This is a genomic window from Leptospirales bacterium (assembly GCA_019694655.1).
GTDB lineage: Bacteria > Spirochaetota > Leptospiria > Leptospirales > Leptonemataceae > SSF53.
In genome coordinates this window covers 55,228-75,122 of sequence record JAIBBN010000005.1, presented here as the reverse complement: position 1 = coordinate 75,122, position 19,895 = coordinate 55,228, and the positions used below count along the sequence as shown (strand labels likewise).

The 19,895-nt window shown below is 59.0% G+C and carries 14 protein-coding genes; 7 read left to right on the top strand and 7 right to left on the bottom strand.

Annotated elements, in window-relative coordinates:
- Window positions 1-35: 35 nt before the first annotated feature.
- Complete coding sequence (locus K1X75_09885) at window positions 36-1,154, top strand: hypothetical protein (GenBank protein ID MBX7058361.1); 1,119 nt, start codon at window positions 36-38, stop codon at window positions 1,152-1,154.
- Window positions 1,155-1,334: 180 nt separating this feature from the next.
- On the opposite strand, the gene K1X75_09880 is transcribed toward K1X75_09885, so the two are convergent.
- Complete coding sequence (locus K1X75_09880) at window positions 1,335-2,942, bottom strand: ATP-binding cassette domain-containing protein (GenBank protein MBX7058360.1); 1,608 nt, start codon at window positions 2,940-2,942, stop codon at window positions 1,335-1,337.
- A gap of 188 nt (window positions 2,943-3,130) precedes the next feature.
- Between K1X75_09880 and K1X75_09875 the strand changes: the two genes are divergently transcribed.
- Both K1X75_09875 and K1X75_09870 read left to right on the top strand, forming a co-directional pair.
- Entirely contained in the window at window positions 3,131-3,967 is an 837-nt protein-coding gene (locus K1X75_09875; GenBank protein MBX7058359.1) for a hypothetical protein, read from the top strand.
- A 2-nt stretch (window positions 3,968-3,969) separates the two neighbouring features.
- Complete coding sequence (locus K1X75_09870) at window positions 3,970-5,526, top strand: hypothetical protein (protein MBX7058358.1); 1,557 nt, start codon at window positions 3,970-3,972, stop codon at window positions 5,524-5,526.
- A gap of 27 nt (window positions 5,527-5,553) precedes the next feature.
- On the opposite strand, the gene K1X75_09865 is transcribed toward K1X75_09870, so the two are convergent.
- The 3 genes from K1X75_09865 to K1X75_09855 all read right to left on the bottom strand — a co-directional run bounded on the left by K1X75_09865 (window position 5,554) and on the right by K1X75_09855 (window position 9,337).
- A complete protein-coding gene (locus K1X75_09865) occupies window positions 5,554-6,648 on the bottom strand; it encodes a GGDEF domain-containing protein (protein MBX7058357.1) in 1,095 nt (364 codons plus the stop codon).
- Window positions 6,649-6,785: 137 nt separating this feature from the next.
- A complete protein-coding gene (locus tag K1X75_09860; protein ID MBX7058356.1) occupies window positions 6,786-8,294 on the bottom strand; it encodes a hypothetical protein in 1,509 nt (502 codons plus the stop codon).
- A complete protein-coding gene (locus tag K1X75_09855; protein ID MBX7058355.1) occupies window positions 8,291-9,337 on the bottom strand; it encodes a serine/threonine protein kinase in 1,047 nt (348 codons plus the stop codon). The genes K1X75_09860 and K1X75_09855 overlap by 4 nt, the downstream gene beginning before the upstream one ends.
- A 94-nt stretch (window positions 9,338-9,431) precedes the next feature.
- On the opposite strand from K1X75_09855, the gene K1X75_09850 reads away from it, so the two are divergent.
- The 3 genes from K1X75_09850 to K1X75_09840 all read left to right on the top strand — a co-directional run bounded on the left by K1X75_09850 (window position 9,432) and on the right by K1X75_09840 (window position 14,279).
- Window positions 9,432-10,298 carry a carbon-nitrogen hydrolase gene (locus K1X75_09850; GenBank protein MBX7058354.1) on the top strand — a complete coding sequence of 289 codons (867 nt, stop codon included), beginning with the start codon at window positions 9,432-9,434 and terminating at the stop codon, window positions 10,296-10,298.
- Between the two features lie 443 nt (window positions 10,299-10,741).
- Complete coding sequence (locus K1X75_09845) at window positions 10,742-11,731, top strand: hypothetical protein (GenBank protein ID MBX7058353.1); 990 nt, start codon at window positions 10,742-10,744, stop codon at window positions 11,729-11,731.
- Window positions 11,732-12,215: 484 nt separating this feature from the next.
- Window positions 12,216-14,279, top strand: coding sequence for a sigma-70 family RNA polymerase sigma factor (locus K1X75_09840; protein MBX7058352.1), 2,064 nt, complete (start codon window positions 12,216-12,218; stop codon window positions 14,277-14,279).
- A 14-nt stretch (window positions 14,280-14,293) separates the two neighbouring features.
- On the opposite strand, the gene K1X75_09835 is transcribed toward K1X75_09840, so the two are convergent.
- Together K1X75_09835 and K1X75_09830 are read right to left on the bottom strand one after the other, a co-directional pair.
- Window positions 14,294-14,962, bottom strand: a complete 669-nt coding sequence (locus K1X75_09835; protein MBX7058351.1) for a TrkA family potassium uptake protein — start codon at window positions 14,960-14,962, stop codon at window positions 14,294-14,296.
- Between the two features lie 31 nt (window positions 14,963-14,993).
- Window positions 14,994-16,808: a portal protein gene (locus K1X75_09830; GenBank protein ID MBX7058350.1), complete on the bottom strand. Its 1,815-nt coding sequence runs from the start codon at window positions 16,806-16,808 to the stop codon at window positions 14,994-14,996.
- A 158-nt stretch (window positions 16,809-16,966) separates the two neighbouring features.
- On the opposite strand from K1X75_09830, the gene K1X75_09825 reads away from it, so the two are divergent.
- Window positions 16,967-19,057, top strand: coding sequence for an adenylate/guanylate cyclase (locus K1X75_09825; GenBank protein ID MBX7058349.1), 2,091 nt, complete (start codon window positions 16,967-16,969; stop codon window positions 19,055-19,057).
- On the opposite strand, the gene K1X75_09820 is transcribed toward K1X75_09825, so the two are convergent.
- Window positions 19,050-19,823, bottom strand: coding sequence for an enoyl-CoA hydratase/isomerase family protein (locus tag K1X75_09820; protein ID MBX7058348.1), 774 nt, complete (start codon window positions 19,821-19,823; stop codon window positions 19,050-19,052). The genes K1X75_09825 and K1X75_09820 overlap by 8 nt on opposite strands.
- Between the last annotated feature and the right edge of the window lie 72 nt (window positions 19,824-19,895).

Sequence of the window (19,895 nt, the reverse complement as noted above, 5' to 3'; positions counted from 1 at the left end):
ATACAGCCCTTGTCCCCGGCGGCCTGGAGGGCATTTTGAGCGCCGAGTTGAGCAAACTGGGCGCACGCTCGGTCCGCAGCGGCCGCCGGGCGGTGCGCTTCCGCGCCGACCGACGCCTGCTCTACCAAGCCCACCTGCAGCTGCGTACCGCCGTTCGTATCCTCAAACCCGTAGCCAGTTTTCAGGCCCGCAGCGATACGGGCCTCTACCGGGGCATTTTCGAGGCCGACTTGAGCGAATGGCTGCCGCCCAAACGCACCTTTCTGATAGAGAACAGCGTTCATTCGCGCATCTTTCGCCACAGCGGTTTTGCGGCCCTGAAGGCCAAGGATGCGATTGTCGACCGCCAGCGTCAGGACCACGGCCAGCGTTCTTCGATACATTTGAAGAAACCGGATATTCGGCTGCACCTGCACATTGACGAGGATCAGGTGGACCTCTCGCTGGATGCCAGTGGCGAGCCCCTGCACCACCGCCTGTATCGATTGGACCATGGCCAGGCCTCGCTCAATGAATGCCTTGCTGCGGGCCTGGTGGCGCTCAGCGGTTGGCGCTCGGAGGATGCCTTTGTCGATCCGATGTGCGGGGCCGGCACGCTAGCCATCGAAGCGGCAATGAAAAGCCTGGGGATTGCGCCGGGCCATAAACGCAGCTTTGCCTTTGAGCGCTGGCCGGATTTTGATGCGCGCATAATGCAGGAACTACGCGCCGCGGCACAAGATCAGGCCGCCGCCGCCGAACGTAGGCAGCCAACGCGACCGATCATTGCCGCTGACAACGATGCTGAAAGCCTGCGGCTGGCCCGCTCCAATGCAGCACGAGCCCATGTGGCCCACGCCATCGACTTTCAACTTTGTGACGCTCGCAAATTGCGACCGCCTCCGCCCCCCGGCATCGTGTTGACCAACCCGCCTTATGGCGAACGGTTGAAGCCAGCAGACCTGGCGGCGCTCTATACCGACTTTGGCAACGCCCTTCGTCAGAACTTTGGGGGCTACCGCGCCTGGATCTTTTCGGCCAACCGCGATGGCCTTGGCAGCATCGCCCTGGAGCGCGGCCAGTCGCTGCGACTCAAGAATGGCGCCCTCGATTGCGAATTCTGTGAGTTTGTCCCCGCTCAGGGGACGGATCCAGATTCGCGCTTCAGTAGCTGATAGCTCTCGGACGCATGCAGACCATCCGCCCGCGCGAGAAGCGTACAGCGGACCGTGTGAGAGGCGGAAAGCGCCTGCCCAAAATACAGGCCGGTAATTAGCGCGACATCGAGCTTAGTGCTCCAGGTTCCGAAGCCTTTCATGACGCATGGACGACAGGGACTTTACGCCGACTTCGATCTACCTGGCGGCGGCCACGCGCTCCTGGCGCTTGCTTTCCAGATATTCATCGTAGGTCATCAGTCGATCGATTACGCCTTCGGGGGTGATTTCCAGAATGCGATTGGCAACCGTGCGCACCAGCTCGTGGTCGTACGATGAAAAAACGATCATGCCTGGAAATTCAGCAAGACCATTGTTCAAGGAGGTAATCGACTCCAGGTCAAGGTGGTTGGTAGGCTCATCAAAGATAAGAACATTGGCCCCGGAGAGCATCATACGCGATAGCATACAACGCACCTTCTCCCCGCCGGAGAGAACATTGCTTTTCTTCAGGGCCTCATCGCCGCCAAAAAGCATGCGCCCCAGAAAGCCGCGGATATAGCCCTCTTCTTGATCTTTGGAATACTGGCGCAGCCAGTCGACAAGGTTCAGATCGCCGGTGAAAAAACGATCGTACTCGCGCGGTAGCACGGCGCGCGTGGTGGTAACGCCCCAGCGCACCTCGCCGCCATCGGCCTCGATCTCGCCGCCCAGCAGCTCCAGCAATGCCGTGCGCGCATTTTGCTCGCCGCCAATGATTGCGATCTTATCATTCTTCTTGCAACTGAAGCTGACATTTTGCAGCAACTGCACGCCATCGATCGACTTGCTGACATTCTCAACAAAGAGAACGTTGTCGCCCGCTTCGCGCTCCGGCTTGAAATTGATGTACGGATAGCGGCGCGTGCTGGGTCGAATGTCATCGAGTTGGATCTTATCCAGCAATTTCTTGCGCGAGGTAGCCTGACGCGCTTTGGAAGCATTGGAAGAGAAGCGCGCAATAAACTCCTTGAGTTCTTTGATCTTCTCTTCCTTCTTCTTGTTCTCGTCCTTCTTCTGCTTCAGCACCAGCTGGCTTGACTGGTACCAGAACTCGTAGTTGCCCACGTACATCGTTATCTTACTGAAGTCGATGTCGACGATGTGCGTACAAACTTGATTCAAGAAGTGCCGGTCGTGGCTTACCACAATCACGGTGTTGGCGAAATTGGCCAGGAACTCTTCCAGCCAGAGGATTGAGGCTACGTCGAGGTGGTTGGTAGGTTCGTCGAGGAGCAGGATATCAGGATTGCCAAAGAGCGCCTGCGCCAGCAGCACGCGCACCTTCTCCATATCGTTCAACTCGGCCATTGCCTTCTGGTGCAGCGGTTCCTTGATGCCCAGGCCTTCCAGCAAAGCCGCAGCTTCGCTTTCCGCCTCCCAACCGCCAATGGCGCCGAACTCTTCTTCCAGCTCCGAGGCGCGTTCGCCGTCCTTGTCGCTAAAATCTTCTTTGGCATAGAGCGCATCGCGCTCTTCCATGATTTGATAGAGTCGCTTGTGACCCATGACGACTGTCTTTAGAACCGTGAATTCATTGAATTCGTAGTGATTCTGGCGCAGCATAGCCAGGCGCAGATCGCCGGGAATGATCACCTCGCCGGAACTTGCTTCCACCTCTCCGGCCAGAATCTTCAGAAAGGTCGACTTGCCGGCGCCGTTGGCCCCGATCAAACCGTAGCAGTTGCCGGGAGTGAACTTCAGGTTCACATCGTCAAAAAGCGTACGCTGTCCGTATTTCAGACTGATCTTGCTGGTGGAGAGCATGGGGGTCCTGGCCGGCGGAGGGAAAGAGCCGGGTTTGACCAGAATTGCAAAAGAGCGCTGCGCCGTCGACCGATTCCCGGGCGCAATCAGCAGCGCAGCAATGGCCGGTCGAAGATATTTCACGGTCGCAGTAAAATCGGGACCATTCTGAATGGATCTTGCGCGCCTGCAGGCGCGTCCAATGCAACGTGGGATCAGCGCTCTTGCAATCGAACTGGACGGAGTATCGCACCAGAGTTCTGGAAGGTGCGTCGCGCAGCGCCCGGCGCCCCAATGCTTTGCAGCGCGAGGAAGCGCAATTGGCCCAGATCGAGTCTTTGCTCCACCTGCTTTGCGGCGATACCAGCCGCCAGCAAATGCTACTGGCAACCTACCGGCAGAATTGCCGCTTGCTGCAATCAACAAATGAGGATCCGCTTCGACAGCAGCGTCGTTTGCAAACGCTCTCGCTGCATCTGATTGAAGCCTACTGGTATGCCGACTGGCCAGTGTTCGACGATGATCCAGCCATCGAGCGCGGGAGCACAGTGCTCAGCCTGCTAGACCCGGCCCCGGAGGCGCCGCCAGCTTTTCGCTTCGAGGCGGCGCCGCGAAACCTGCTGCAGCGCATCGGCCGACGCCTGCGCCGGCGCCCGCGCCAACCGCACAGCGCCGGGATGCAAACGCTCTTTGCCAGTCAGCTGAGCTATCGTCTGACCAATCAGGTTGCCCTCGCAGCGGCGCGCCTTTCGCCCCAGTCCCCTCCGCTTTTTGCTTCCAGCTTTCTGCGCAGCATCAAGCATCAGACGCGTCTGGCAGAGCTTGGCTACCAGGCGCCGACGCCAAGCGCCCACTGCGCCGGTGCGGCGGCGGACCTGCTGGCCTGCGACGAAAGCCAGCGCGCAGCTCTGGCGCACATTGCCAGCGAGCTGTTGCACCGCGGCCTGGCAAATTCTATGAATGAAGGACCCTGCCTGCACCTCTGTTTTTCACCGCAAGCCATGGCCGCTGCTGAAAGCGCTCCGCTGGACTCGCTGGGTCTGTAGCAATGTGCGGCATCAGTCTGCTCCTCTCCGCCGATGGCCCGCGCCGCAACTTGCGGATCCAATCCATGCATCAGGCGCTACTGCATCGCGGAATGGAGGACGGGCTGGCCATGCAAGTCGCGTTTGCCGGCGCGGTCCGCCGCCTGCCCATCGTCGACCTACATCTTTCGCGACAGCCGATGCAATTTGAAAACGGTCGGTATGTGTTTTTATATAATGGAGAGGTATACAATTATCGTAGCTTGCGGGATGGATTGCGCCGCCAGCGCGGACTGAATTTTGTGACCGAGGGCGATACCGAGGTCCTGGCGCTGGGCTTGATCCACGAGGGTCTTCCCTTTCTTTCTGCAATCCAGGGGCAATTTGCCTGCGCCCTGGTGGACACTGCCCGCGGCGAAGTCTTACTTGCGCGCGACGCCTTTGGCATCAAGCCGCTCTACTTCCAGGCAGGCGACGGCGAATTTGTTGTCGCTTCGGAGTACCGAGCCTTTGATCAGCAACGCGACATTCACGCCCTGCCGCCGGGCGCCTGGCTGAGAGCCAGCGAGCGCGGCCTGGAAGATAGCGGCCAGTGGTTTGATCTGGTCGACTTCAGCAAGCGCTCGGCAACGACCTTATCGCATCTGACGGGCGCCGACCAGTGGGCGTCGGAACTGCGACGCCGCCTGGAGGCTGCGGTCAGCGCACGCCTCGACCCGCAACTGCCGGCAGCGGTCATCTACAGCGGCGGACTGGATAGCTCCATCGTACTCGAACTCTGCCGACGGCAGAGACCGGACACGATTGCCGTGACGATTGGCGCGCCGGATAGCGAGGACATGCTGAGCGCTGCGCGCTTTTGCCAGGAGCGCGGCATCCGTCATTTGCGAATACAGGCTCGCGCAATTACGCGCGCGACAGTGCGTCGCGCTGTCGAGCAGTCGGAGCTTGGCGAGTACGGCGATCTGATCAACGCGGCCGTCTGCGCCCCGCTATTCCACGCCATTCACAACGAAGGCCTGCGCATAGCCCTTTGCGGCGACGGCAGCGACGAACTCTTTGCCGGCTACGACATGTATGCCCGCGCCGCTGATCCGGCAGCAGAGCAGGCGCTGCGGCTTTACAAGCTTGCTCAGCTGCACCGCACCGAGTTGCAACGCGTCGATCGCATGGGAATGGCAGCCACAGTAGAAGTGCGCACGCCTTTCCTCGACCTTAAGGTGGCCGAACTTGCCCTGGCCCTGCCCTATCCGCTGCGACATGGCACTGGGCGCGAAAAGGAAATACTGCGCCGGGCTTTTGCCGAGCTGCTGCCTGACTATATCCTGAATCGGAAAAAGAATCCCTTATCCCATTCCAGCGGTCTGCACGAAAGCGTGCGCTTCTGGCGGCCGCTCTTTCCGCGCTGGCGCAAGCGTTCCAGCGGCGAGGCATTGCGCCGCGATTTCTCCGCAACCCTGCGACGCTGTCATTTCGATCTGGGGCTGGCCGCGGCCGAGGCTCAAAAGGCCAGAGATTACAGCGCGCTGGAAAAGTTGCGCGACTTTGGCGGCGCCCTGTTTCACAAGCTGAGGCGCTAGGCCGACTCCGGGTTGCGCTACAAGGCATCAGGAAGCTGTGGCGCTGTCCGGCGAACCGAAGCGCCAGCTCTTGCTTCGATTTTTTTCGGCGTACATCCGCTTGTCGGCGGCGTCGATAAAATCCTCTACGCCAAGGTAGTTCTCCGGACCGATTTGCACATAGCCTATACTGAAATGAACCCCGCTGCACAGAGCTTCAAGTTCCGCGGCCCAGGCTCCGCACCAATCATGCAACATGTCCTCGGTATAGCCGATCAAAAGCGCACAGAACTCATCGCCGCCATAGCGGAAGGCAAAGTTGTCGTGACCGACATGCTTCTTGATGAGCCTGGCCGTCGTTACCAGAATTTCGTCGCCCTTGAGGTGTCCAATGCGATCATTGATTTCCTTGAAATTGTCGGCATCCATATAGACCAATCCAAGGGACTGTCGGGTGCGCTGCGCCATGGCAATTTCTTGAGAAAGTATCTCGCGCAGCACTCCCTGATTGAACAATCCAGTCAGCGAGTCCCGCCGAACCAGATCCTCCAGCTCCCGGGTGCGCAAGGCGTACTTTTCTTCCAGCGCCGCAACATAGCGTTCCGACTTGTCGCTTGCCAGCCTGGCTTCGACGACCAAACTCTGTATGTAGGTATCAAATACCAGCGACATGTCGTAGAAGAACAGCTTGTCCAGCGCTTCCATCAGCGCATCGCGTTCGACGGGATCGCTGATCTGAATCTCAAAGAATTCCAGGAATACTTGCCGCAGATTGCGCATCGCGGCCAGAAAGAGCTTGGGCTCCACTCCCAGGCGCTTGTGCACCATTCCAATCCGCAATCTGGTATTGGCATACTTCACGCCGTAGTCGCCGCCAAATAACTCTAGAATGTAGGAATGCTGTGCGATTTTCAATCGTTTCAAGGTCTCCTCGTCGCCAATGATCAGCTGCACCTCTTCCATCGCCAGCTGTCTCGAATAGAAGGCGTCGACGAGCGACCGGGCATGAATTCCAACCAGATTCTTGAAGCGCGGTAACAATGCCAGACTTGCGCTGGTCAGCTGGAGCTGCTCTCGGCGACGCTGCAATTCAACGTCATTGATGCGCATTTGTTCGTAGAGCGTAAATTCAGCGAGATTCATGGCAATGTTGTGGGCGCGGCCGTCGCTTTTCGGCGGACCGGACCTCCCGCCATCTTGCATGAGACGGACGATGGCTGAGATTCCTGTCAACTAAAGCATTTGCTTTTTTTCGGTCGTCAGCCGCTGCGCCGACGCGGCTAGCGTAAGAAGTCTGGAGGCAAAGCGCTGACATTTCGGGCATTGCGTTGCAAAGCGGTGCGCGATGCCGGCTGGAGGCAGGAAAAGAAGCGTTGGTACTGGAGCTCTGGCAGCAGCCAGTAGCGAGCAGGCAAGGGTTGTGCCTGAACCTGCTTCAAACAAGCGCTATAAAGCGGGGCGTCTATGCCATGCAGCAAGCGGACCAGCGGTCGATTGCCAAAGCGCGCGCCAGGTTCGTAGCGGTAGGAATCCTTGCCCTGGCGAAGGAAGTAGATATTGTCCAGCGGCTGCTGCGCAATCAGTAGCGTCTGCTCGGGCAAGTCGATGGCAGCGATTGCGGCCTCCATGCTCTCAGGGCGCAAGTTAGTCGGCAGCACAAAGTCGCGCGTCTGATAGACAGCGGCAATACCGGTCAGCGTCGCCAGAGCAAGCACGGCGCGCAGTTTGAAGCCGGCCAGACAGAGCGCCAGTAATGGCGCCGCAAATAGAAAAGCCAACAGGTAGAGTCGAAAACCGAGATCGAGTTGTTCGAAGCGCAAGAAGGGGGCCTGGGCCAGCAGCAGGGCAAAAAGCAGACTGCCCGAGGGCCAGTAGCGCGCAATGCGCGACCGAAACTCTTCAATTGTAAAGCAGGCAATGGCTGCCGGCGCGGCGGCCAAAGTCAACAGCGCCTCAACGCTTATGAGCCGGCCGCCGCGTGTTACGCGCACGTACTGCAATGCCGCTGGCGGCCAGCCGCTCCCCAGGCCATGAAGGATTCGCGTTTGTTCCCGGGCGATTGCCAGAACGCCAAGAACCAGAAGTCCGGCAAGTCCAGTCGCCACTAAGACCAGCACGACTTGTTTCCCGCGGGGTATAAGGTCGGCCCAACGATAGCGGAGCATAGCCCAGTTCGCTGTCGCCAGCGACGGCAGGAAGCTCGCCAGCAAAAAAGGAGCTGTCGAACGATGACTGCTCCAGGCAAGTACAGCCATCAGGACGGCCAGCGGCAGGCGAAAGGAAAAGGAACTGAAAAGTGCAGCCAGATAGAGCAGCAGAAAGACTGCTCCCAACAACTGTTTCCAGTATTCATAAGAGAGGAAAAGACCGGCGCTGGCGAAAGCTGTCCAAAGCGATGCCAGCAATGCCAGCCAATCGCGCTGCGCCAGATCGCTCGGCGCCAGAGTTCTTCCGAAAAAAGATCGAGCTGCAAGATACGAAGACAGAATCAGCAGTGCGGCAAACAGACCGGCCGCGCGTTGCGTGGATCGCAACAGGTCGTCCTGTGCGATGCTGCTCAGATAAAGCAGCGGCAAGGCCAGCGAATGTTCGGCCCCAAAGAATTGGCCGCGTTCGCGCATATGACGGACCTGGGCGGCGTAGTAGTAGCCGTCAGCGCCTGGCGGATAGGGCGAGCTGCCAAGCGCCGCCATGCGCTGCCATCCACAAAGCGCCGCGACCGCCAGAGCAATGACCGCCGGGGCCTTGCGTAGCCAGAACTTGCGGTCGGGCGCCATCGTCCTGTTCACGGGCGCTCTTCCCAATCCCAGAAGAAGTCTTTGTTGGTCAACTCCGGGGCCAGCTCAGCGTTGGCGACGTCGCTATCAATCTCCGCCGGCGATTGCAACTGCTGTTCTTCGAGATCCGCACACTGCGTTTCCCAGTATTCATCGCTGCCAAATTGTGGAAAGGCCTGCGGAAAGGCCGGGTCCTGCCAGCGCCGCGCAATCCACGCGCAGTAGTGGACGTAGCGCAGCGAACGCAAGGGCTCCACCAGATCGAGCCAGCGATGCTCAAAGTCGCGAAACTGTCGGTAGCCATCGAGAAAGAGATCGCGTTGCCGCAGTCCCTCGGTATCGCGAGCCGATGCAATCATCCACAGATCCTGCACTGCCGGGCCTCGGACAAAATCGTCAAAATCCAGAAAAAAGAATCCTTCGTCGCCGTAGAGAATGTTTCCCGGATGGCAGTCGCCGTGGATGCGATGCAAGGGTACGCCTTTGGCCAGCAATTCATAGCGATCCGCTGCGGCCAGCGCCGCCGCCGTATAGCGCTCCTGAAAACGATCGGGAAGGAGACCGGAACCCAGCAAGAATTGCAGCGGTCGACGGACGTAGGCATCTGCATCCAGATCGGGGCGACCGCTGATGGGGCCCGCCGCGCCAATGTTGTGCATCCGCGCACACAGTCGGCCAAGCATGCCCAGTTGCTGATCGTTGAACTCATCGAGACTGCGGCCGCCAGTGCGCGGCCAGACGGCGCAAAAGATGCCCGCTGTTTCATGAATGGTCTGCCCATCGACGAAGGGCATTGGAGCGCAAACCGGGATCTCATGATTGCGTAGTTCAAACAGGAAATCGTGTTCCTCCTGAATCTGCTCGCGCCGCCAGCGCGCCGGCCGATAAAACTTGGCAACCACATGCCGCCCGTCCTCCAACCTCAAATCGTAGACTCGATTTTCCAGACTGTTCAATTGCAGACAGTGCCCGGAGGGCTGGTAGCCGGCGCTTTCCACCGCTTCGAGGACGCGCTCCGGGCTCAGCGCAAAGAACTGCTCGTTGAGATTGGTCACGGCTGCACAGAGCGGGCGTCAGCCTGCGCCCGTCCAGTCGCTTCGCACGCGATTTGTCTTGTGCCAGGCGGACGATGCGCGGCGACTGCACAGAATGAATGCTGTTCGCGTGGCTCTGCTGCAAAACGAGGTCGCTCAGGATCCCGCCGCCAACCTGGCGCGCACGCTTGATGCAATGCGCGCCGCAGCCGCTGGTGGCGCTGAGATTGTCTGCACGCAGGAACTCTTTGGCACGCGTTATTTCTGCCAGAGCGAAAATCCGGACAACTTCAACCTGGCCGAGCCGGTGCCGGGACCAAGCTGCCAGAAGCTGCAGCAGCTGGCTGCGGAGCTGCAGATTGTTATTGTTGCATCGCTCTTTGAACGCCGCCTGCCCGGCCTGTACCACAACACGGCAGCGATCATCGAAAGCGACGGATCGCTGCTGGGCGTCTATCGCAAGATGCATATCCCTGATGATCCAGAATACTATGAGAAATACTACTTTGCCCCTGGCGATCTTGGCTATCGAGTCTGGAATACAAGCAAAGGGCGACTTGGAGTCTTGATCTGCTGGGATCAATGGTTCCCCGAGGCGGCCCGCGCTACGGCTCTGGCCGGCGCGGAGATCTTATTCTACCCCACGGCCATTGGCTGGCATTCCCATGAGCGCGACTCGCTGGGCGATACACAACGCGATGCCTGGCGCACCATGCAACGTGCGCACGCTATCGCCAATGGGATCTATGTCTGCGCTGTGAATCGCTGCGGAACGGAAGACCGGCTGCAGTTCTGGGGCGGCAGCTTTGTCGCCGATCCTTTTGGTCGCGTGGTGGCGGAGGCTGGCGAACGCGACGCGCAGATTCTCTATGCGGACTTACAGCCCGGCGTCGTCGAGTTGCAGCGACGGGATTGGCCATTCTTGCGCGACCGCCGAGCGGAAAGCTATGCGCCGCTCATGCAATTGGCAACAGATCTCTGACGCGCTTCAGGATGGTCCTCGGGGATGCGCCTTGCGCTGTCGCTCTTCCCAATCTCCTCTAGTATCCCTCCCGATCAATATGCATTCAAACAGGACTGGATGTCTGGACCTCGTATCTTCGCATCCAGGGCAGCGATGCGCAACGATGAAAGCTCATAGACTGAAAAGCAATCGTCGCTGCCAGCCCGCAGCACAGCGAATACCGGGCTCATTGGACTGTGCGACTTGACAGCGGAACTACACTGTGCACATTGTTGCCGCGCCTTTCCTGCGCGTTTCAATGTACATCCATTGTATTTGGCGAATCTTATTGACATCTAAAGGTTCTCAGAAAGCGTCCCCGCAAAATGGCTCTCAGGTTATTCGCGCTACTGGGATTCGTTGGTCTCCTTTCCACTGCTTGCTCGTTTCCTGATCATTGTACGGCAAGCGATCCAGGTTGCGTGACGCTCGCGGCCCTTGCCTACACGCCGCCTGCCATGCTGCTGGGCGCCACTTCTGGAACGTCGTGCCAGATTTACTTGAGTTCCAATGCCCTGCTGGGCAATGGCCGCTCGGTTGCGCAATTCCCAGGTTGCGCCGCTATCACCCGTATACTTCGCGTTTCCAACGGCTTCGCGGCTGTAGGGCTCGATGGCGCTGCTTCCTGTCTTAGCTGGCATAGTCCAAATGGCGTAAGTTGGTCCGCCACCAACTGTTTACCCGCTGCCACCACTGGCCTGCAGAGTATGGTGCTGGTTGGCGGCCGGCTAACTGCACTGGGTCGAAATTCTGGCGCCGGGACTGTGCGCATCAGCAGCGATGGCGGGCTGAACTGGACCTCCGCAGCTACGGGTCTTGCTGTTACTTACAACGGGGTCGATTACTTTAATGGCCGATACTTTGGCGCAGGCACCGGCGGTTTGGATTCCAGCGCAGATCCGGCGACATTGAATTTCTCCAATATTCCGGCCGTGTTGGGCACGGGCATCTGGCTTGCAACTTCTGCGGACCGAGTGGTCCTGGTCGGGCAGAACCCGCCGTCTGCAATCGCCTACTACAGTTTCGACGGAGTTGCCTGGAACTCCGCTTCGGGGATTTTTTCCGGCGCGGGCGCTGGCGGCGACCTGCCTACAAAAGTCATCTATCACGGAGGACAATGGATTGCAGTCGGCGGCGCCGGCATCACCGCCACGGAGCGCTGCTTTGCCGACTATTCGGCGGATGGTATAAACTGGAACGGCGGCGGACCCCTGGCGGCCAGCTGCGATACTGCCGCCGTAACCCTTGCCAACGGCGCGCTTGCCTCCGTAGGTCCCTGGGTTGTTGCCTCGGGCGGCGATGCAGCCACATTTACCTATGGCTATTTTGCCAGTTCGCTTAGCGGTCGACCTGGCGATTGGATTTTGCGAAGTTTGAATGGCGAAGTAATCACTTCGGCAGTGGCGCTCTAAGGGCAAGAGCTCTTCGGATTTTCATTTTTTGTCTTCTGGGCCGGCGGATATGACCGAGAACTTGCCTTCACGCCCTCGGCCCACGACCGTTGCAACAGGTTGCGGCCATCAAGCGGCCGGCGCCTGCAATGAGCCCTCCCTGCCAAACGTTTAGAGCGCCAGAGGTCCTTGCCTCCCGCCAGTACGCGCGCTTATGAAACCGCCAAGCTTCCGCTGACAGCCTGTCAGTGGTCGACCCGGCCCTGCATCCCAACGCCGTGGACGCGAATGGGAAGCCGTCTGCTACAACTACGACGACCCCTGCTCCGACAATGCGACACAACTCTCGCCATTTGCAGTATCGTTCGATATTCACACAATTTTATATACATCATACATCCTTCCTAACCTGATCTAGTTTTGTGAAATTAGAACGATTTGGTTGCGTCAATAATTTAACATACTGCTGTAAATTTTGCTGGAAGTAGAGAAGACGGTAATCTCAATGCGGCTCCTCGGACAGGGAGCGGCAATCATGGACGGCGATATCTCGCAGCAAGAAGCGCAGGAAGGGCCTGGCGATGGGCCGGTCGCCGACGGATTCTGGAGTCTGTGGACGCGCGAACAACGGCGATTGGAGAGACTCTGTGTGGCAATGCTGCGCAGCGCCGACGATGCCGAAGACGCGTTGCACAATGCGATGCTGCGCGCCGCTCCCCGCTTTCACTCCGGGATTCGATCCCCGGGCCCCTGGCTTAGCGCCGTCACGCGCAATGTATGCATCGAGATGCTTCGACGCCGAAACAGCGCCCAGCTGCAATACGGCCTCGAGGAACGCGAGACCCCGTGCCCCGACACTGGCCAGGAGGATCAGCTTTTGCAAGATGAGGAATTGCAGAAGCTGCGCCAGAGCATCGAAAAGCTGCCTGAGCGCATGCGCGATGCGACTCGTTTGCGCATACTGGACGGCCTGTCCTACCGCGAGATCGGAATGCGCCTCAATATCAGCGAAGCAAACGCGCGCAAAAGAAATCAATTTGCTCGGCGTCAACTGCAAGTGGCGCTGAAGGACGGCGCCGAACTCGATGCCATTGCCGTAGCTATGCGCCGCGCACGCAGCAAGTCGGTCTCGCAGACAATCCGCACGTTGCAGGTCCGCGAAATCTCCTTTGAAGCGCAATCCTCGATTCGCCTGCTGCAGTTGAGCGATGGCGGCGGCCAGACTGAATTTTCCTATTTTGGTCCGCGCAGCAGCTTGCGTTCCGGGCAACGAATACCTTCGTTGCAGCGCTACATCGAAAGGTATCCGGGCGGATGGCGCAAGCGAATGGAGCTTGCCTGGGCTCAAGCAATGACGGGAGGAATGTCGCAGGCCATTGAGGACCTCGAAGGGCTTTGCAGTCGTCACGAGGGATTGACTGCCGCGGCGACGCTTCGCGGCGATTTTCAACTTTTGCTGGGCGACAGAAGGGGCGCTGCTCGGAGCTTTCGCAATGCGCTTTCTGTGGCCCGAGAAGAGTGCGCGAAACTGCTGCTGCGCGGCATGTTGCATGAAGTCGAAGGCAGACCTCGCGCTGCAATTGCTGCGCTTGAGCAGGCTGCCAGGAGTGCGGCCGGCTATCCCGAAGCCCTGCGACGCGCTCTCTATTGCGCCTTACGTCTATCTGATCAACGAGAAGCGCTTCGCCTGGCCGCCGCTCTGCAGACTTACAGCAGGCGCGATCTGGCCGGACTGAGCAGCCTGGCCATGTTGCTATGGCGCGAAAACCGCAGCGGCGAAGCGCTCCGCCATGCCGATACTGCGCTGGTTATCGATCGCCGCGACGTTCAGGCCCTTTATGTGTCAGCGCAGGTGCGCACTGCCCGAGGCCAGGTTCGAGGTCAGGAGGGGGCCGTCACGCGTACCATCCTGCGCCGTTTGGAATGCGCTGCGCCAAATTCGCGCCTGGCGATTCTGGCCCGAGTAGCCTTCTGGAGAAATCGCGGTCGCTTGAGTCGGGTCGCGCTCAGCCTGCAGCAGTTGAGTCAGAAGCACGGCGCCGATCCCATTGCCCGCGAAGTTCTGGCCTGGCACGATCTGCGACGCGGCGACACACAGCAGGCCGCGCTACACATCCAGAGCGCGCTTGCCACTCAATACGCGGAACGGTCGACCCTCGACCTGGCGGCAGAGATTGCGCTGGCCGTGCGGCATGCGCCGCTGTGCCAGGCGCTGTGCGAAAAAATGGTGCGCGCCGGAGGCGCGCTCTCGGCGGCTCGAGTGCTGGCCGCGCGCGGCGCTCGCGAGGCGCGTGTCCGGGAATTGCTGCAGGTCGCTTCCGGTCAAGGACCCGCCGATGCATGGCAAGAGTTGAATCTGGCGGCCGTGCATCTGTCGCTGGGCGAGCCCAGGCGCGCGCTGAACTATGCTGAGGGCGCCATCGCACTGCTACATCCCGAGGAGTCGCGCACACGATACCTGCGCGCAGCTTCCGTAGCTCATGAAGCGGCCGAGTTGCTCGAGCTTCCAAAGCAGGCCCGCGCCTGGCGGCGTCGAATGGCAGACTGGCAAACAGATCGCTCGGCTTAATCCATATTGGCGACTCAGCGATGATCGGCCAGCAGTCGATCGAGTTCCTTCTCGGCGCCAAAGAGAACGATTCGGTCGCCGAGTTCGAGAACGAATTCCGGGGACGGAAAAAGAAATTCCTCGCCGCTCTGTCGCGGTCGAACGATAGCCAGCAGTGCAATAGGCGTCTTGCCCTGCAGCGGAAGATCAATCACGCGCAGGCCGCCCAGACCGGCGGGCAGCGGCGACTCGATCATGTGAAAGCCATCGCGCACGGATACCGAATGAATCAAACCGCCATGCCGAAATCCTTCAGCCATATTCAAGGCGGCGCGCATCTCCGGATTGAATACATCCTCCAATCCAAGCATTTTCAAAATGCGCAACTGTAGCGGCGTCTTGAAGCGGGCGACAATGCGCCTGGCCCCGAGGCGTCGCAAATTGTCGATCATGATCAGTTCATTCTCAAATGACTGTGATCCGGCGAGAATTACAGCGTCGATGGCCTTGAAATCAAGACGGCGCAGAGCGCGTTCATCGGTGGCATCGAGGCAGATCGCTTCGCTGCAGTGATCTGCAACCTCCTCGACTTGCTGCATCGATACATCTACCGCGATCGTTTCATGTCCTTCGGCGTGGAGGCGTCGAACCAGTTCCATTCCAAAATCGCCAAGACCAATCACCGCCAGCGCGCTCTTCTTCATTCCATATCCTTCCTCGATTTTTGCATCCAGCTTATCCGGTTACCACGTATTCGCCCGGATATCGATAACGCGGCAAGCGTCGGCGCGGAATCAGCGCCACAAAGGAGGTCAGAGCGCCAATTCTACCGCAAAACATGGCCAGACAAATGGTCAGCTTGCCGGCGACGCTGAGATTGGCCGTTATGCCGCGCGATAGCCCGACGGTTCCGAAAGCCGAGACCACTTCAAAGGCCAGATCCAGAAAGGGCGCCGACTCCGTGAGCGACAGTGCAAAAAGACAGCCCACAATCAGAACAATAGAAAGCAACATTCCGGATATTGCCCGGAATACGCTCTCTTCGGTAATGGTTCGTCCCGCCAGTTGCAGCGCATTTTGCCCGCGCAGTCTCTGGAAAACATAGGCAAATCCGATGAGGAAGGTGGTCGTCTTGATGCCGCCTGCGGTTCCGCCGGGATTAGCGCCGACCCACATCAAAAACAAACTGAACAAGGTCGTGGAGGCATGCAGCGATTCGATCGGCAGCGCGTTAAAGCCGGCAGTGCGCGCCGAAACTGAAAAAAATAGCGATTGCTGCAGCCTTTCTGGCAAAGAAAGGTCTGCTAGAGATTGTTTTTGCTCCAGCAGCAAAAACACGATCGCGCCAAGCAGCAGCAACAGCAGGTGCAATCCAAGTCCGGTACGCAGTGCAATTGAAAGCCGTCGTTTGCCGCCGCGCAATCGCTGCCACAGTTCATTTGCAAAGGGGAAGCCAAAGCCGCCGGCAAAAATCAAAGCCATCAGTCCGCCCAGGTAGGCGGAATTGTAAGGCGCTACGTCAATCATGCTGCGTGTATACAACGCAAAGCCTGCATTGCAAAAGGCTGAGACACTGTGAAACAACGCCGAAAACCAGCGCTCCGCAGGCGGCGCCGGCGGCCCAGGTGAAAAGTAGTACAGCCAGATTGTGCCGCACAATTCAGCCACGAAAGTGAAAAGCGCGATCGATCGAACCAGCGAGCGCACCTCCGCCAGCGACTCCTCGCTCAATAAATCGCGCATAAAGATCGCGTGCCGGATTGAGACCCGGCCGGCAAAAAAGTAGGCAAAGAACGAGGTAAGCGTCATCAGCCCAAGTCCGCCAACCTGAATCAGGATCAGAGCGATCCACTGACCTGTGCGCGCATATACCAGGGATAGATCGATTGGAGAAAGACCGGTGACACAAACGGCGCTGACTGCTACAAAAAAATGGTCCAGCGGCGCTACGTAACTGCGCGAGGCTGCTGGCAAACAAAGCAAACCCCAGCCGGCCAGAATAGCGGCCGCAAAACTGGTCGCCAGCACCAGCGCTGGATTGAGACGGAGTACAGTGGATGCGCCGGCGCGACGCAACGCGTGCATAGCAGCCTGCAGTGCAAGAGCGGCATTGGTCAGGATGGTAACGGTCAGCGCTGCATCCTCTGCCTGTATGCCATCGGCGGAAAACCAGGCCAACAAATCGCGCTCCAGGACCAGACGCAGCATCAGCAGCGCAGCAACCAGCAGTTCTGCGCGGTGCGCGCGAAGGTAGGCGCCTGCTGGCTCTGCACGAAAGAGCAGGCCCAATACTTCGTATATGACATAGAACCAGGCGAGAGCTTTCACCAGCACTGCAAGCGCCTGAGGCGCAAGTCCGATGGGCGCTCCGCCAATGCGCGCCGTCAATGCCGCCGCAGCCAGCACGGCACACATCGCAAACGCAATGCGCATTGGCCGGCGTAACAGTCGATCGTAAGCGCGGCGCAGCCTTCCGCCAAAGCCGGCAAGCGCCGCCGCCAGGCGGGGCCACAAGGGCGAATGGGCCTGCGGCGCGCCAGCATCGGACATGGTCGTCGCAGGTTGTACGGAGCGCCGGCTGCGGCAAGTGCAAATGCCCTTGCGCTAATAGCTGGCGTCATCCGCCTGGTTTAGAGGCGGCGCCAGCCAGCAAAAGCCAAAGAAACGATGATTGCGCTGGGCGCTCTGTCAGCGCGTCGTGCCCTGGCATGAAACCCGCAACAAGCGCGCTGCTGAGCCTTGCCCTGGTCTGCCTGCTGCCTAGCGCAGTCTCGACGGCGCCTGAGACGATAGCCGAGGACGCCGTGCAAGGTCGGCCGCTGGGCAAAGAGCTGGAGGTTCTGGAGGATCCGTCTGGCGCCCTGGGCATTGACGAAATTGCCGGTCGCCAGCAGGGCTGGCGGAGCAGCGCGGAGGACTATCCGGGCTTTCAATTCTCCTCATCGGCCTTCTGGGTGCGCTTGCGTCTGGAGAACTCCGCGTCGGCGCCCCGCGATGTTTTGCTGGAGCAAGGCTATCCCTTAATCGATTCGCTCAGCCTATTTCTGCACAAGGACGGAAGCTGGCGCAATCAAGAATTTGGCGATCACCTTCCCTTCGCACAGCGTCCCATTGAACATCGCAATTTTGTCATGCCCATTCGGCTGGCGCCGGGTATGAACGAAATCTATCTGCGCTACCAGACCAGCAGTAAGGTCAGCGTACACCTGCGCTTGTGGTCGCCCCAGGCCTTTCTGGAGGGCGCGATCCATGAACAGATGGCGCTGGGACTTTACTACGGCATTATTCTGGTGATGCTGGTGTATAACTTTTTTCTATTTGTATCGCTGCGCGATCTAAGCTATCTGTACTACGTAGCATTTATTGCCGGCTTTGGCCTCTACCAGTCCACTCTGAACGGGCTGACCTTTCAATACCTGTGGCCCAATGCCGTCTGGTGGGGCAACGCCTCGCTGCCATTTTTTATGTTTCTGGGCGTTGCTGCGGCAAAACTATTTACCAGGTCGCTGCTCAACACGCGGCGCTACGCACGCTGGCTGGACCACCTTCTGCGCGGATTGATTGTTGTCTCCGCGGCGCTGGCGCCGATCAGCCTGCTGCTGACCTACCGACTTGGCATCGCCGTGGCCATAGGCATGGTCGGCATTAGCGTGCTGTTGATGATGTGCGCCGGCATTCTCACCGCGTGGCGACGCTTTCCGCCGGCCTACTACTACCTGGCCGCATGGACCACGCTGTTGCTTGGCGTACTGGCTTACATTGGACAGACCGCCGGCGTATTGCCGGATAATGCCATTACCAGCTGGTCGCAACAGGTGGGGTCCGCGGTGGAAGTGGTGTTGCTCTCGCTGGCGCTCGGAGCGCGAATCAGCGTACTGCGCGAATCCAATGAGCGCGCCCAGGCGGCATTGATTGAGCGACAGAAGGAAAGCCTGGCCATGCAGCGTCGCATGTCTGACAGCTTTGCGCGATTCGTGCCGCGGCAGTTTCTGAGCTTCCTGGCCCGCGAGGCAGTTACCGAGGTGCAGTTGGGCGATCAAGTGCAACGCGAAATGACCATACTGTTCGCCGACATTCGCAATTTCACCAATCTCTCAGAGCAGATGACTCCGGCGGAGAACTTTAACTTTCTCAATGCTTACCTGAAGCGTGTGGGACCAATCGTCCGTCAGAATAACGGCTTTATCGACAAATACATCGGCGACGCTGTAATGGCGCTCTTTCCGGCAAATCCCGATGACGCGGTGCGCACGGCGATCGCTCTGCAGCGCGAGATCCGCGAGTACAATCGCAGCCGTCTGCGCGCTGATTTCGATCCGATTCGCATTGGCATCGGCATTCATACCGGCGTACTGACGCTGGGCGTAATCGGCGAACATGAACGGGTGGAAACAACGGTTATTTCTGACGCTGTCAATCTGGCTTCGCGCATTGAATCGCTGACCAAGAAGTCAGGCGCCTCCATTCTGATCAGCGAGAATACGCTTTTTGGACTGGAAGATCCCAATGCCTATCGTCTGCGCATGCTTGGTCGCGTCCGACTCAAAGGAAAAAAGAATACGATTGCGGCTTTCGAGGTTTTCGAAGGGCAGTCGGATTACGTTGTCGATTTTCTGCAGCAAACGCGCAGCCAGTTCGAACAGGGAGTGAGCGAATACTATGCCGGCGACTACAATAACGCCATCGCTCATTTTCAGCGCTGCCTGGAATCCTTTCCCAACGATCAGGCGGCGCAGGTCTATCTCAATTCGGCGCGGCGCTGGCAGCGGATGCGCTCGGCTGTCGCCGCCATCAGTTGAATTTTGGCCGCCGCTTTTCTACCATGGCGGCGAAACCTTCGCGCGCCTCAGCGGAGCCGAGCAACTGCAACGTTTCCTTCTGGTCGGCGGCGATGATAGTATCGAGATCAGACATCGTGCAGCGACGCAGAATCGCCTTCTGAGCGCGCGTCGCCTGCTGCGGCAGCTTTGCCAGGCGATCGGCCAGGCTCTGCGCCCGGGCCTTGACGTTTTCCTCCGGAACCAGCTCATCGACCAGACCGAGGCTCAGTGCTTCGGGCGGTTTTGGCGCCAGAGAAGTGAAGAGAAAATCGCGCGCCGCCCGCTCGCCAACCAGATCGATCAAGCGTCGACAGACAAAGACCGGCAGAGTGACGCCAATGTTAAGTTCGGGATAGCTGATACGCGCGCCTTTTTCAGTCAGGATTCGAAAATCGCACATGGCGCCAAGCATCGCTCCGTAGCCGATGGCGTGTCCATCGATCGCTGCCACCGTCGGCGCTGGAAAAAGATAGAGGCGTCGCAGCACGGAAAAGAAATACCCAATCAGCGTCGCCAGCTCGCCCTCCGGGCGTCCATGGATCGCGTGCGGATCCAATCCGTTGGAAAAGAAGCCTTTGGCGGCGCTGTTCAAAACCAGACTGCGCACGCCAGGTTGCGCCGATAGCTCGGCCAGTGCGGAATCCAGGACGCCAAAGGCCTCATTGTGGAAGGCATTGTTATCGCTGATTGATAGCGTTACAATTGCCGTTCCATTTTCAACCTTCGACGATACCAGTTGCGCCATTGCCGTCCCCCGCAAAGGCCAGTGCGCGCCGAATAGACCGTTCTGTCCACTGCGAAAGCTGCCAGCTGCCGG

Excerpts from the sequence above, each read along its gene's own strand:
- K1X75_09850 (MBX7058354.1), top strand. The coding sequence starts at position 9,432 with ATGAATGCTGTTCGCGTGGCTCTGCTGCAAAACGAGGTCGCTCAGGAT.
- K1X75_09865 (MBX7058357.1), bottom strand. The coding sequence starts at position 6,648 with ATGAATCTCGCTGAATTTACGCTCTACGAACAAATGCGCATCAATGAC.
- K1X75_09830 (MBX7058350.1), bottom strand. The coding sequence starts at position 16,808 with ATGTCCGATGCTGGCGCGCCGCAGGCCCATTCGCCCTTGTGGCCCCGC.
- K1X75_09820 (MBX7058348.1), bottom strand. The coding sequence starts at position 19,823 with ATGGCGCAACTGGTATCGTCGAAGGTTGAAAATGGAACGGCAATTGTA.
- K1X75_09870 (MBX7058358.1), top strand. The coding sequence starts at position 3,970 with ATGTGCGGCATCAGTCTGCTCCTCTCCGCCGATGGCCCGCGCCGCAAC.
- K1X75_09880 (MBX7058360.1), bottom strand. The coding sequence starts at position 2,942 with ATGCTCTCCACCAGCAAGATCAGTCTGAAATACGGACAGCGTACGCTT.
- K1X75_09835 (MBX7058351.1), bottom strand. The coding sequence starts at position 14,962 with ATGAAGAAGAGCGCGCTGGCGGTGATTGGTCTTGGCGATTTTGGAATG.
- K1X75_09840 (MBX7058352.1), top strand. The coding sequence starts at position 12,216 with ATGCGGCTCCTCGGACAGGGAGCGGCAATCATGGACGGCGATATCTCG.
- K1X75_09825 (MBX7058349.1), top strand. The coding sequence starts at position 16,967 with ATGAAACCCGCAACAAGCGCGCTGCTGAGCCTTGCCCTGGTCTGCCTG.